Raw genomic sequence first — 13,136 nt, 5'->3', positions numbered from 1 at the left:
TTAATTTCCTTCAAGTTAAAGGATCACCTGAGTATCTTTATTTTGAAAGTGCAAAAATCGCAAGAAAGTTTGAATTTCACTCCTACTTGAATGATAAAAATTTGCTCCATATTAACCTTTTTACTTAATTTTAAATTCAGAAACAATCAAATAAGAACAAAATGAAGATCCAGAAAGAAATTATTGAGTTTGAAAAAGGGAAATCCTTCAAACTATTTTCTCCTTCTCTGAAAAACTGTTTTTTCTGGCATTATCACCCGGAAATTGAACTGGTGTATGTAGAAGCTGTGAATGGAATCCGCCACGTTGGAAAAAACATTTCCGGCTTTACGGATAGCGATCTTTTACTGATTGGTTCCAACGTTCCTCATCTTAATTTTGACTATGGTATTCAGACCGAATGCAGGCAGCTTGTATTACAGATGCGGGAAAGCTTCCTTCAGGATATTATCCTTCCTGTTCCGGAATTTGAGAATATTAAGAACCTTTTGGAACGTTCCTATCTCGGACTTTCATTTTCCGGAGAAACCAAAATTACAGTTGTTGAAAAACTACAGGCTATTAAAGATAAAAACTCTTTTGAATCCTTGGTTGGGCTGATTGAAATTCTGCAAATTCTTGCCCATTCCACAGAAGTGAAAGAATTGAATAAGGAAGATACCCGGATCAAATGGTTTTTGAATGATAAAATCAGAATGGGAACCATCTACGATTATATCCACGAAAATTATGACCGGAAACCCAATGTCAATGAAGTGGCCCAGGTTGTCAGTTTGAGTACTCCTGCTTTCTGCCGGTATTTTAAAAAGCAGACGAATATGACGTTTACTGATTTTGTTAACAATTACAGGATCAATCAGGCTAAAATATTCCTGCTCAAAGATCAGTCTGTGACAGAAGTTTGTTTTCAGGTAGGTTTTGAAAGTCTTTCTTATTTTAATAAACTTTTCAAACAGCATACGGGAGAAACGCCTTCGGAGTTTAAGAAAAAACATTTCAGACCGATTGAAATAAATGGTAGGATTGGAGTGATTAAGAAGGATACGACTTGTTAAGTAGGCTTTGTTGAGTGTTGTAGGAACCACCCCGTCAAAAATTCTTTGAATTTTTGACACCCCCTCCAAAGGATGGGAATGATGACAGTCGTTATTGTAACGATTGCCGCCTTCATTAGTAACCACTAATATCTGCAACCTATCACCTATAATCTGCTACCTGATCCCTGCTACCTAAAAAACAAAAAACCGCTCATTGCTGAACGGTCTGTATTTTTAGTGAATATGTTTTTCTGCGTGGTAAGAACTTCTTACGAGTGGAGAACTTTCAACGTGTCTGAAACCTAGGCTTCTTGCAAAATCCCCGAATTCATCAAATTCTTCAGGAGTGATAAATTTCTTTACCGGAAGATGTTTTTTAGTCGGCTGTAGGTATTGTCCAAGTGTAATGACATCTACATTGGCATTTCTAATATCTTCGATCGTCTGGAAAACCTCATCTTTAGTTTCACCTAATCCAAGCATTACCCCTGTTTTGGTTCTTCTTTGTCCGGCTTCTTTCAGGTATCTTAATACTTCAAGGCTTCTTTCGTATTTTGCCTGAATTCTTACTTCTCTGGTCAGACGTTTTACGGTTTCCATGTTGTGAGAGATTACTTCAGGAGCAACTTCTACTAATCTGTCAAGGTGTTTTGTGATACCCTGAAAGTCAGGAATCAATGTTTCCATTGTGGTTCCCGGAGAGATTCTTCTGACAGCATTCACTGTTTCTCCCCAAAGAATAGAACCCATATCTTTCAGATCATCGCGGTCTACAGAAGTAAGCACGGCATGTTTGATCTTCATTAACTTGATGGATCTTGCTACTTTTTCAGGTTCGTCCCAATTTACGTCAAGCGGTTTTCCTGTTTTTACGCCACAGAATCCACAGCTTCTTGTACAGATATTTCCTAAAATCATGAAAGTAGCTGTACCTTCACCCCAACATTCTCCCATGTTCGGGCAGCTTCCGCTTTGGCAAATGGTATTTAATTTATATTTATCAACCAAAGTTCTCAGCTCTCTGTAATTCTTTCCGGTAGGAAGTTTTACGCGGATCCATTTTGGTTTTTGAACGGTAGTGTCTTGAACTGAATTTTCCATTTCTAAAATTGAAGCTCAAAGTTAAGGATTTTTTAATGGAAACCATCAACCGGATATATTGATGAAATTGATCATTCAAATTTCATTTGTATATTTATCTGCTCAAAATATTCTTATGAAAAAAATATTCTTTCTTTTATTCGCTGTATGCGGAACATTTTGTCTGGCCCAAAAACAATTTCAGCCTGCAGGTTCTTCAGTTATTGAAACAGTAGATGGTGATCTTGATGGTGATAAAATTCCTGAGAAAGTAATTATTTACAATACAAAGGATACGACTGATATGGGAAACATCCGTGAAATTCAGATTCTGAAAAAAACAGGTGGAGCATGGACTATTCTTGAAAAATCCAGAAACGCTGTTATGGAAAGCAATGGCGGAGGGATGATGGGTGATCCTTATGGAGAAACTAAAATAGAAAAAGGAATTCTGATTATTTCCCAAAACGGCGGAAGCAGCTGGAAATGGGATGTTACAGATAAATATAGATTTCAGAACGGGCATTTTGAGCTCATAGGAACCTCCTCCACTTCCGGAAGACCTGGTGATTACTGGAAAGAGATAGATTTTAACCTTTCAACAGGACAGCTTAATTATTCGAAAGAGGTAGAAAATACTGCGGAATATGGTAAGTCTTTAAAAGAAACTTATATTAAAAAAGGGCTGAAGATCAATCTGCAGAACAGAAATCAGGAAAAGCAGCAAAAAATAGTTCTTCCGAAAACAAAAGAAGAGGTTTATTTTTAATCTTTGGCTAAAGCCAATTTTGAATTTGTATTTTTAGTAAACGGGTTAAAATACGTTTCTATTGAATAGTATGTATTGAATTATTGAGCTTAATGATCATCAAATTCATTATTCTTCAACAGTTCGGCTAAGACTTTTTTGGCTCGCATTACTCTTACTTTAGTATTGGCAACGGAGATTCCCAGCTCTTCAGCAATTTCTTTGATGCTTTTTTCTTCAAAAAATCTCAGCTTGATAATGTCCTGATAATTGGCATCCAGCGATTCTATGGTTTTGATGATTTTCTTTTGTTCTTCTTCAGAAATCAGAAGCTCTTCAGGTGATTTTGCATATTGGTTTTTGACTTCATCAAGGTTTTCAACAGCGTCTTCGTTATCCCGATTCTTCTTTCTCCAGAAATCAATAACAGTATTTTGGGCAATGGTCAATATCCAGGTCTTGAACTGAAAATGAGGATCAAACATATCCAGTTTTGACAATACTTTTGAAAAAACATTGACGGTAATTTCATCCGCATCATTTTCATCTCTTACCTTTTTCATGACAAAAGAGAAAACATCTACCCAAAAAATATTGATGAGTTTAGTCTGAGCCTTCTGATCTTTATCTTTGGCCTTCTGGATGAGCAGGAATAGCTGTTCGTCGTTCATTAATAACAAATATAGATTATTTGGGGTAAAAAACAAAGGAGTAAAAGGGCAAAAATGTGAACTTGTTCAATTCTTAAAGTTAACAAAGATTTTCATGATTTGTGACTTTCTTTTCGCGACATTTTTGCTGTTTCGCTTTTACCCTTAATACTTATGAATTTACTATCTTTGCATCTTAAAATTTTAAAGTTAAAAATCAATGAATTCCTTTATAGAAGAACTAAAGTGGCGTGGTTTGTTTGCCGATATGATGCCAGGAACCGATGAACAACTGAATAAAGAGGTAACTACTGCATATATTGGTTTTGATCCTACTGCCGATTCTTTACATATCGGAAGTCTTATCCAGATAAAAATTTTAGCGCACTTCCAGCTTCATGGCCACAAGCCGATTGCATTAGTGGGAGGTGCAACGGGAATGATTGGTGATCCGTCCGGAAAATCTGCTGAAAGAAATCTTTTGGATGAAGAAACTCTTTTACACTATGTTGACTGTTTAAAAAACCAGCTTTCGAAATTCTTAAACTTCGAAGGAAACGAGCCTAACAAAGCTGAGCTGGTAAATAACTACGACTGGATGAAGAATATTTCTTTCCTTGATTTTGCTAAAAATGTAGGAAAAAATATCACAGTCAACTATATGATGGCTAAAGATTCTGTAAAGAAAAGGTTTTCTGGAGAGTCAGGGGCAGACGGAATGAGTTTTACAGAATTTACGTACCAGCTCATCCAGGGATATGATTTCCTCCACTTATACCAAAACAATAATGTAAAGCTGCAGATGGGAGGTTCAGACCAGTGGGGAAATATCACTACAGGTACAGAATTGATCCGTAGAAAAGCTCAGGGTGAAGCATTTGCATTAACGGTTCCTTTGATCACCAAAGCAGACGGCTCCAAATTCGGGAAGTCTGAAAGTGGAGAAAATTACTGGCTGGATAAAAAGAAAACTTCTCCTTACAAATTCTACCAGTTCTGGCTGAATGCTACTGATGAAGATGCTGAGAGATTCATTAAGTTCTACACTTTCTTAGGAAAAGAGGAAATTGAAGCTTTAATTGAAGAGCACAAAACAGCGGCACACGAAAGAAAACTACAAAAGAAACTGGCTGAAGAAGTAACAGTTTGGGTACATGGAAGAGAAGAGTATGAGAAAGCACTGAAAGCTTCTGAAATCCTTTTCGGCCGTTCTACTGCTGAAGATCTTGTAAGTCTTGATGAGGAAATATTCCTTGAAGTTTTTGATGGAGTTCCTCAGAAAGAAATTGCAAAAGCTGATGTTTTAGGAGTGAATATTGTTGATCTTCTTTCTGAAAAGTCAGGGTTCTTAAAATCTAAGAGTGAAGCTCAAAGAGAGATTAAAGGAAATGCAATCTCTGTCAACAAGCAAAAAGTAAATGATACTTTTACAGCTAATGAAACGGATCTTATCGATGGTAAGTTCTTATTATTACAAAAAGGTAAAAAAAGCTACTTTATTGTAAGAGCAAATTAGTAAAAGATACATATAAAAACGGGCGCTGAGATGAATCTCAGCGCCCGTTTTATGTCCTAAAATAATTTAATATTAAAATGTATAGCTTGTAGAAGCCGACAGATACTGTCCGCTGGAAGTCCCTTCTTTCTTCAGTTCTCCGTCTACCCAGATCTGAACTTTCAAAGTTGCAGAAGCATCCGGTCCGACAGCGTTTACTCCAACGGTGGCATTGTATGCTCCCGGTTCTGATGTTACCTCAGGGCTGCTCCATGTTGTTCCGCTAAGACTTGTTGCAGTGGTAGGATTACCGTCAATTCCATAAACCGCTACCTCAATATTACTACCTGAAGAAGCGATTGCTTTAAAAACCACTTTATGACTTTTTCCTGCTCCATTCTCATTGTCATCGTTATCTTTACTGCATGAAGCCGTAAATCCAATAAGCATTGCTGCTATTACTGCAACAAATGCTCCTCTTAACAGCTGATTCATTCTCATTTTTTTCATAATCTTTTTGTTTAAATTTTAGTTACTATATTGAATATTCTATGATTCATGATTTGATGTTTGCAAAGCTATGAGCATCACGTACGTTTATCAATCCTGAAAAACCAGTAATTTTTTCTACCTAAATTCAGGTATTTTTTATGCTAAAATTTTTAATTAAATTGAACGTTTTAAAAAAACATTTTACAGAATTGATCCATAATGAAGAGATTACTTGTCCTGTTAAGTCTATTTTTATCTTTTACTTTACAATCCCAACAAATCATTCCGCTTAATGAGAAAGCTTATATAGACAGCTTACAAAACATTACAAAAGGAAATCATTCCGATCCTTCAAAAGCAACGGCCTCTTTTCTTTTATCAAATTATTACAGGAACAGTGATTCGGTTTTGAGTAAAAAATATCTTGCAAAAGGGAAAATACTGGCTCAAAACAATCCTTTTATTTCGGCAAAATATTATTATTACGAAGGACAGTATAATCTGGACAGAAATAAAAACAAGGCTGCTGTTTCTTATCAGCAGGCTATTCAGTCTTTATCAAAATTTAAAAATGAAGAATCCGATTTTCTTCAGGCTCTTGCCTGGTACAGCTACGGAGTTTCTCAAAAGGATAAAGAGGGGTATATTCCGTTGGTTAAAATCATGCTTGAAAAGAGTATTCCGTTGGTTGAAAAATATAAGAACAGCAGAAACCTGGGATTCCTGTATACTCAGCTTGCAGTTATTCTTACTTATAATGCCCAGTTTAAAAAAGCTGAAGGTTATAATAACAAAGCCCTTGAAATTCTTGAAAAACAATATCCGAATTCTGCGGAGCTATTTTTTACCTATCTCAATTCTGCCAACAATTTTTGTTATCAGGCCAATGGAGACCAGGCTGAAAAGTATTTGAATAAAGCCGAAAAGCTTGTCAGGACATATCCTGAATCTTCATCCAATGCTTTTTATTATTACAGCAAAACCCTGTTGTATATTACCCGGCAGAAAAATGAGGAAGCTCTTCCTGTGATAGAAAAAGGAATATTGTATACCAGAAAGTACAATCAGAATCTTCTGGCTCAAATGTTTTATTTCAACAAGTTTGACATTTTAAAGAAACTTAAAAGATATAAAGAAGCTAAGACTACCCTGGAAGATGTTTTAACGGAAAAATCTCTGGCTATTGATCTTAATAACAGAAAAACTTTTTATAAGCAGCTTTCCTTGCTTAATGAAGAACTGGGAGATACTAAAGAAGCGCTCCTGTGGGAACAAAGATATTCCAAACTCAACGATAGTTTGAATACAGAAAATGTAAAGCTTGAAATCAACAAACTCGAAACTAAATTCAATACTGCTGAGAAAGAAAGGAAAATAGCAACTTTAAATGCTGAAAAGAATCAAAAAGATCTGGAAGTCAACAAAAAGAATTCTTATTTGTGGGGAATGGGTCTTGTTTTACTGCTGGCGTTAAGTCTTCTGATTTTTCTGTTTATTATTTTCAGAAAAAACAAAAAAATAAATGAACAGAGAATCAATGATATTAAACAAAAGGAAGAATTGTCGTTAACCAAAGCCATTCTTGATGGCGAAGAAAGGGAAAGAGAACGTATTGCAAGAGACCTTCATGATGGTCTGGGAGGAATGCTTGCCGGCGTAAAGATCAACTTTTCTACGTGGTCTTCCAGTCATTTAAACCCTGAAAAAGATCAGGAGTTTTATAAGATACTGGGGCAGCTGGACAGCTCTGTAAGTGAACTCCGTCATGTAGCGAGAAATTTAATGCCAGAATCATTGCTTAATTTTGGTTTGGAAACCGCGATACTCGACCTGTGTGAATTTTACAAGAGAAAAAACCTGGAAATTGATTTTCAGGCTATTGATATTGACAAAGCATTACCTTTAAATATCCAGCTTAATATTTACAGGATTGTACAGGAGTTACTGGCCAATGCTGTAAAACACGCCGAAGCCAGCAGTATTCTGCTTCAATGCTCCCAATCCGGCGAGAATTTTCTGATCACGATTGAAGATAACGGAAAAGGATTTGATAAAAATATAGAAAATACCTCCAAAAGTATGGGACTTCGTAATCTGAAAAACAGAGTCAACTACCTGAAAGGAAAAATGGAAATCAATTCTGATGATCAAGGAACAGCAATTAATATAGAACTTAACATCCATGGAGAATGAAAAAATAAATATTGTCATCGTAGATGATCATCCCATTGTCATTGAAGGATTAAGAATGATGCTGAGAAGCCAGCCTTTCTTCAATGTCGCAGGAAGTTTTGCATCCGGTGCAGAAACACTGAGTTTCATCCGGTCTGAAATGGTAGATATTGTTCTTCTGGACATTACGCTCCCAGATTCCAACGGAACAGAACTCTGCCGAGAAATCAAAAAAATATCGCCAAGCACCTCTGTCATAATGTTCAGTAACCGTTCAGAACGAAGCATTATTATGCAGTCTATACAAAACGGAGCAAGCGGTTACCTTCTCAAAAATACTTCCATTGATGATCTTGTGATAGGTATCAGAGGAGCTCTTTCGGGAGATATTGTTTTCTGCAATGAAACCAAACAGATTATCAGTCTTCCTTCTCAGACTACCCTTCCTATTCCAAGACTGACTAAAAGGGAAAAACAAATTCTACAGATGGTAGCACAGGGAAAAACAAGTAATGTAATTGCTGAAGAACTTTTTTTAAGTCCTCTTACCGTAGACACTCACCGTAAGAATCTGCTACAGAAATTTCAGGCAAAGAACTCAACAGAATTGATTAACCTCGCAGTACAGCAACGTATGATTGAAGAATAAAAAAACCGCTTTAAAAGCGGTTTTTTATATATTGTTAAAGTAATTAAGGTTCTAAGAAGCTATAATCAATAGAAGCAACCAATACCCCTTTACCTTTCTTCTTCACTGTTCTTGCTATCTCGCCATCAATATAAAGATTGATTGTCAATTCAGAATTATCATCCGGCATTGATGCATTCGCATCAAGATTAAGCTGTGCCTGGCTGGAATTCACAAAGAATTCTCCACTTGTCCATGGTGAAGTTACAGGAGACTGCGGAGTATTGTATATGGTATTCTGAGCTGTACCTACCTGTGTTACAACACTTATAATATTTCCTCCGGCAGTGGTCTTCACTTCGAATTGAACCACATGATCCTGAAATTCTTCATCATCATCTTTTTTACAAGAATTAACAACGGTGATTACAGAAAATAATAAAACGAATAAAAAAGAAAGTCTAAGTAAACTTTTTGAATTGTAAAATTGCTTCATTTCTCCAAATAGATTTTTTAATGTTTCAAATATAAGTTTTTTATTAATATAAAAATAACTTTTATGAAAATTTTCCAATAAAGATTTCCAAATAATATCAAATCAATAAAAACAGAAAGACCCGGAAAAATTCAAAAATATACTCCAAATAATTAATCATTACACATAAACCACCATGCAACAGAAGTTCATTGTATGAATAATAAAAGTTAAGATTCTGCAGGTAATTTAATTATCTTTGCTGTATGAATTTAGATTATCTAGTAAGAGAGCCGGAAAATATTACTTCCCAAACTCCCATTCTTTTTATGCTTCATGGCTACGGCAGCAATGAGCAGGATCTTTTCAGTTTTAGAGAAACTCTTCCCAATGACTGGATCATTGTAAGTTTCAGAGCTCCACATGATACTCAATTTGAAGGATATTCATGGTATGATATCAATTTTAATGATCCTGAAAATTTCATTGATGTTCCCCAGGCCAACGAATCTTTACATGCAGTTCTGGAAAGTATACTAAAGATTGTCAACCACTATGGGCTTACGGAAAGCAAAGCTCATCTTTGTGGCTTCAGCCAGGGTGGTATATTATGTTATGCTTTGGCTTTAAAACATCCTGAGCTTTTCAATCGTGTTGCCTGTATGAGCAGTTATCCTGAAGATAAAATTCTGGAGGGTATTGTAAAAGATAAAAAGAAACTGGAGGGGCTGCGTTTCTTCATTTCTCATGGTACGGATGATGCTGTGATCCCTCTGGAATGGGGAAGAAAAGCAGCTGATCTTCTTTATGATCTTAGCTGTTATTTCACGTTCAGGGAATATATGAGCGGACATGGAGTCAACCAGAAGAATTATATGGATTTGATGGACTTCTTTTCAAAATAAACAAAACCTATTTTGGAATAAATTTAATAAAAAACATTACTTCATTGTAACTTATATAAACATTCCAGCTTTTGGAATGTTTTTTTATTATCATATAGATAAATTCAGTAAATTCAGTAAATGAAATTTAAATTGCTTTTACTGGGATTATTTCTAAGCATTTTTGTAAATGCTCAAAATACTTTTGAGTTAATTAATACTAAAAAAACAGTCATTCCTTTTCAGCTTATCAACAACCTTATCTTTATTCCTATTAATATCAACGGTGCTGAACTCACCTTTCTTCTGGATACGGGAGTTTCTGAAACCATCCTTTTCAGCCTGGAAAACAAAGAAGTGAAGCTAAGCAATGTTGAAAAAGTCAAATTTTCCGGGCTTGGGGGTAGTTTAAGTATTGATGGACTGAAGTCTGAGCGCAATATAGGCAAAATAGGTAATGGGATTATCAATACCTCCATGTCTCTTTATATCATTATTGATGAAGAATTTAATATTTCGCCTCACGTAGGAATTCCTGTAAATGGAGTGATTGGCTATCATTTCTTCAAAAATCATCCTATTTATATCGATTATTCATCCAAGAAAATAACTGTATTTGAAAATGCTGCTCTTTTAGAAAAGAAAATCAGAAAATTTGAAGAATTCCCCATTACCATTGAAAGAGATAAGCCCTATATGTATGCAGGTGTAGAAATGACAAATGAAAAGAAAGACTCAAAACTGCTGATTGATATTGGAAACAGTGATGCGATATGGCTCTTCCCTACACTGATTAAAAATTTTGTTTATAACAGGCCTAATATTGATGATTTTCTTGGCCGTGGTTTTAATGGAGATGTTTATGGTAAAAGAAGTCGTATTCATAATTTTTACCTTGGAAATTTTAAGTTTGAAAAGCCTCTCACTTCTATGCCGGATGAATTCTCTATACAACACGTCAACTTAGTAGAAAACAGGAAAGGCTCTATAGGCAGCGAAATTATGCGCAGATTTACAGTCATTTTTGATTATCCTAACAAAAAGTTATATTTGAAAAGAAACAGATATTTTAATGATCCTTTTCACTTTAATATGAGCGGATTGGATTTCAAACAGGACGGGCTGGAATGGCAGCAAGACCGAATAAGTATTGAAACCCAAAAATCTGCTACGGCAGTAAATGAAGTTTATAAGGATGCTTTTCAATATAAATTCAGTCTAAAACCTATATTTTCTATTGCCGGAGTAAGAAAAGATTCGCCGGCCTATGAAGCAGGACTGAAAAAGGAAGACAGAATTCTAAGTATTAATGGAGATCCTACTTCCGAGATGACCCTTGAAAAAATTGTAGAGCTTATGAAATCTAATGAAGGTAGAACTATCAATATGCTCATTCAAAGGAAAAATGAAAAACTCACACTAAGTTTTACCCTTCAAGACCCTATTCCTTATCAAGAATAATAATATGAATACTGAAGAAACCACCTTAGACAGAATAAGAACCAGACCCAGATTTAAAATGTTTACTCATCTTACTAAGGAAGAGTATGCTGAAAATCTGAAAAAATATATGGAAGAGCATAAAGATGAGTTTTCAGGCAATATCAATAAAGAAGTGGCTACCATCTGGGTAAAAACAGAATATGATAATTACTGGAAACCCAGCCTTGCCTTACGGATAGAAATGGAAGATGAGCATACGACCATACGTGGGGTGTTCGGTCCCAGTTCTGCGGTGTGGACCTTCTTTATGTTCCTGTATTTTTCTTTTTCTATTCTTTGGATGACCTTTTTCACAATGTATTACGTAGAAAAGCAAATAAAAAGCGCAGAATACCCTTGGGCACTGAGCGCTTCTTTTATCATGTTATTTTTTATTCTTCTTACGTATATCGCTGCCAGATTTGGGCAACATAAAGGTAAAGAGGAAATGCTTAAACTTAGAAAGTTTGCTGAAGAATCTACTTTACAATTTGAAAAGAAAATTAATTAGACAGAGGTTCTACAGGTTTTTCATTTTGAATAGGAGCTGCTGCTTTTGCTGCTTTGATAGAATCTGCAACTTTTTCTCTGTTGCTTTGTTCTTTAAGCATCTTCGGAACGTCTGGTTCTAAAAGTTTCGTCAATTCTTCAACGGAAATATTGTTGGCATTAGGATCATCCAAAAGATTTCTCCATGGTTTTCTTCCTCCCCATTTATAATCTCCGAATACCATTACTGCTGTACCTCTGGCTTTAGTAGTAGCTCCACCGGGATTCAAAATCCAGGTATCTGCATAGGAATACAACCATTGGGCATCTTTTCTCAACAATCGTAAACATGAGTGTGAAGCAGGATATCCGGGAAGTGTATATTCATGCCACCCGATTCCGCCTATATTGTGAATATTAAAATTGTAAGGAAGTTTCCATTCGCTGCTTACAGTGGAAATAGCCAGTTTCTTTTTCCAGTTGGCAAAAGTAAGGCCTCTTGTAGTCTGGGCTGCTTTTTTACCCATACTTGTTGGTCCCCATTTTACAAGACTTCCATTAGAGTATACCGCAAAAGCCTGTATAGGATATGAGAAAATGACAAACTTTTTCACTCCGCTTAACACATCCAGTTGCATTGGAAACGGTGAATAGGCCATCAGCGTGGTATCTATTTTTGCAGGAACTACCAAGGTGTCGGCATTCCATTTACTTTTAGAATCCAATCTGTTTAAGGCTAAAATAGCTGTTCTTTCTTCCACACTATATTTCTTGCTGAATTCTGCGTAAACAGAATCACGCATCTTTTTATCTTTGGGAAGAACAAAGGCATTATAAAAGCCATTCTCCTGGATAACAGGCGGAACAGATTCTTTTTTAACGACAGGAACAGAATCTTTCTTTAGAGAATCCTTTTCTACCTCCGCAACTTCCGAAGAAGAAACTGTATCTTTAAAAGTATCACTTATTTTTTCTATTTCCTTTTTACAGGAAACCAGAAAAAAAGCACATAAACAGATATAAAAAAAGGATTTTTTCACAGATATGTTTTTCATAAATAAATCGGCCATTTAGTTTGGCTACCCAGTACAAATATCAGACCTAAATTTGAATCCTAAAAGACATTCTTAAAAATACCGTAAAAAAACGGAGGCTTTATTACTGTAAATGAGGAGTTATAGTTGAAAAGCCCAAAGAAAAACATAATTACTTACTTAATTTTAAACCAAAACTTTACCTTCATCAAGAAATTTTCCACAAAAATATAAGTCTCAAAAGTAGGAGTAATAAATAAAAGAGCCTTCTAAAAATAGAAGACTCTTTTGCGATCCGGACGGGACTCGAACCCGCGACCTCCGCCGTGACAGGGCGGCATTCTAACCAGCTGAACTACCGGATCAATTATTTAAGGTAGCATTTGCTTTTTAACTGGTGCAAATATATAGATTTTTTTAACTTTTCCAAAGAAACGTATTTCTTTTCTTTCAAAGTTATTGTTAAGATA

13 protein-coding genes and 1 tRNA gene are annotated in these 13,136 nt (G+C 35.6%); 8 read left to right on the top strand and 6 right to left on the bottom strand.

Going from position 1 to position 13,136, the window contains the following annotated elements:
- Positions 1 to 161 precede the first annotated feature (161 nt).
- Positions 162 to 1,055, top strand: coding sequence for an AraC family transcriptional regulator (locus DEU39_RS19055; protein WP_120233000.1), 894 nt, complete (start codon positions 162 to 164; stop codon positions 1,053 to 1,055).
- 216 nt (positions 1,056 to 1,271) lie between these two features.
- Here DEU39_RS19055 and lipA read toward each other — a convergent pair whose 3' ends face one another.
- Positions 1,272 to 2,138: a lipoyl synthase gene (lipA, locus tag DEU39_RS19050; RefSeq protein WP_002981042.1), complete on the bottom strand. Its 867-nt coding sequence runs from the start codon at positions 2,136 to 2,138 to the stop codon at positions 1,272 to 1,274.
- A gap of 115 nt (positions 2,139 to 2,253) precedes the next feature.
- Between lipA and DEU39_RS19045 the strand changes: the two genes are divergently transcribed.
- Positions 2,254 to 2,886 (top strand): hypothetical protein, encoded by a 633-nt coding sequence (locus DEU39_RS19045; protein WP_228436847.1) that lies wholly within the window; start codon positions 2,254 to 2,256, stop codon positions 2,884 to 2,886.
- 89 nt (positions 2,887 to 2,975) lie between these two features.
- Here the strand turns inward: DEU39_RS19045 and DEU39_RS19040 are convergent, their stop codons facing one another.
- Complete coding sequence (locus DEU39_RS19040; RefSeq protein WP_034692096.1) at positions 2,976 to 3,536, bottom strand: RNA polymerase sigma factor; 561 nt, start codon at positions 3,534 to 3,536, stop codon at positions 2,976 to 2,978.
- 199 nt (positions 3,537 to 3,735) lie between these two features.
- Here DEU39_RS19040 and tyrS point away from each other — a divergent pair, with 199 nt between their 5' ends.
- Positions 3,736 to 5,031: a tyrosine--tRNA ligase gene (gene tyrS, locus DEU39_RS19035; protein WP_120232998.1), complete on the top strand. Its 1,296-nt coding sequence runs from the start codon at positions 3,736 to 3,738 to the stop codon at positions 5,029 to 5,031.
- Positions 5,032 to 5,103: 72 nt separating this feature from the next.
- On the opposite strand, the gene DEU39_RS19030 is transcribed toward tyrS, so the two are convergent.
- Positions 5,104 to 5,520, bottom strand: a complete 417-nt coding sequence (locus DEU39_RS19030; RefSeq protein WP_062676383.1) for a hypothetical protein — start codon at positions 5,518 to 5,520, stop codon at positions 5,104 to 5,106.
- A 201-nt stretch (positions 5,521 to 5,721) separates the two neighbouring features.
- Here DEU39_RS19030 and DEU39_RS19025 point away from each other — a divergent pair, with 201 nt between their 5' ends.
- On the top strand, positions 5,722 to 7,695 hold the full coding sequence (locus DEU39_RS19025; protein WP_120232997.1) for a tetratricopeptide repeat-containing sensor histidine kinase: 1,974 nt from the start codon (positions 5,722 to 5,724) through the stop codon (positions 7,693 to 7,695).
- Entirely contained in the window at positions 7,685 to 8,323 is a 639-nt protein-coding gene (locus DEU39_RS19020) for a response regulator (RefSeq protein ID WP_062676385.1), read from the top strand. Before DEU39_RS19025 ends, DEU39_RS19020 begins: the two co-directional genes overlap by 11 nt.
- A 43-nt stretch (positions 8,324 to 8,366) precedes the next feature.
- Here DEU39_RS19020 and DEU39_RS19015 read toward each other — a convergent pair whose 3' ends face one another.
- A complete protein-coding gene (locus tag DEU39_RS19015) occupies positions 8,367 to 8,798 on the bottom strand; it encodes a hypothetical protein (protein WP_228432265.1) in 432 nt (143 codons plus the stop codon).
- Between the two features lie 245 nt (positions 8,799 to 9,043).
- Between DEU39_RS19015 and DEU39_RS19010 the strand changes: the two genes are divergently transcribed.
- The 3 genes from DEU39_RS19010 (at position 9,044) to DEU39_RS19000 (ending at position 11,654) form a co-directional block, all read left to right on the top strand.
- Complete coding sequence (locus tag DEU39_RS19010) at positions 9,044 to 9,682, top strand: alpha/beta hydrolase (RefSeq protein WP_062676386.1); 639 nt, start codon at positions 9,044 to 9,046, stop codon at positions 9,680 to 9,682.
- Positions 9,683 to 9,802: 120 nt separating this feature from the next.
- A complete protein-coding gene (locus DEU39_RS19005; protein ID WP_120232995.1) occupies positions 9,803 to 11,122 on the top strand; it encodes a PDZ domain-containing protein in 1,320 nt (439 codons plus the stop codon).
- Positions 11,123 to 11,126: 4 nt separating this feature from the next.
- A complete protein-coding gene (locus DEU39_RS19000; protein ID WP_120232994.1) occupies positions 11,127 to 11,654 on the top strand; it encodes a hypothetical protein in 528 nt (175 codons plus the stop codon).
- Here DEU39_RS19000 and DEU39_RS18995 read toward each other — a convergent pair.
- Positions 11,647 to 12,672: a L,D-transpeptidase gene (locus DEU39_RS18995; RefSeq protein WP_120233172.1), complete on the bottom strand. Its 1,026-nt coding sequence runs from the start codon at positions 12,670 to 12,672 to the stop codon at positions 11,647 to 11,649. The two genes, DEU39_RS19000 and DEU39_RS18995, sit on opposite strands and share 8 nt — an antisense overlap.
- Before the next feature lie 285 nt (positions 12,673 to 12,957).
- Positions 12,958 to 13,031 (bottom strand) — tRNA-Asp (locus DEU39_RS18990).
- Between the last annotated feature and the right edge of the window lie 105 nt (positions 13,032 to 13,136).

Source organism: Chryseobacterium sp. AG363 (genome assembly GCF_003610675.1).
Classification (GTDB): domain Bacteria; phylum Bacteroidota; class Bacteroidia; order Flavobacteriales; family Weeksellaceae; genus Chryseobacterium; species Chryseobacterium cucumeris.
The sequence above is the reverse complement of the archived record's forward strand: the minus strand, read 5'-3'. Positions and strand labels throughout refer to the sequence as shown.

Bases quoted from the DNA above. Each gene is read 5' to 3' on its own strand.
- DEU39_RS19055 (WP_120233000.1), top strand. From the start codon at position 162: ATGAAGATCCAGAAAGAAATTATTGAGTTTGAAAAAGGGAAATCCTTC.
- lipA (WP_002981042.1), bottom strand. From the start codon at position 2,138: ATGGAAAATTCAGTTCAAGACACTACCGTTCAAAAACCAAAATGGATC.
- DEU39_RS19045 (WP_228436847.1), top strand. From the start codon at position 2,254: ATGAAAAAAATATTCTTTCTTTTATTCGCTGTATGCGGAACATTTTGT.
- DEU39_RS19040 (WP_034692096.1), bottom strand. From the start codon at position 3,536: ATGAACGACGAACAGCTATTCCTGCTCATCCAGAAGGCCAAAGATAAA.
- tyrS (WP_120232998.1), top strand. From the start codon at position 3,736: ATGAATTCCTTTATAGAAGAACTAAAGTGGCGTGGTTTGTTTGCCGAT.
- DEU39_RS19030 (WP_062676383.1), bottom strand. From the start codon at position 5,520: ATGAAAAAAATGAGAATGAATCAGCTGTTAAGAGGAGCATTTGTTGCA.
- DEU39_RS19025 (WP_120232997.1), top strand. From the start codon at position 5,722: ATGAAGAGATTACTTGTCCTGTTAAGTCTATTTTTATCTTTTACTTTA.
- DEU39_RS19020 (WP_062676385.1), top strand. From the start codon at position 7,685: ATGGAGAATGAAAAAATAAATATTGTCATCGTAGATGATCATCCCATT.
- DEU39_RS19015 (WP_228432265.1), bottom strand. From the start codon at position 8,798: ATGAAGCAATTTTACAATTCAAAAAGTTTACTTAGACTTTCTTTTTTA.
- DEU39_RS19010 (WP_062676386.1), top strand. From the start codon at position 9,044: ATGAATTTAGATTATCTAGTAAGAGAGCCGGAAAATATTACTTCCCAA.
- DEU39_RS19005 (WP_120232995.1), top strand. From the start codon at position 9,803: ATGAAATTTAAATTGCTTTTACTGGGATTATTTCTAAGCATTTTTGTA.
- DEU39_RS19000 (WP_120232994.1), top strand. From the start codon at position 11,127: ATGAATACTGAAGAAACCACCTTAGACAGAATAAGAACCAGACCCAGA.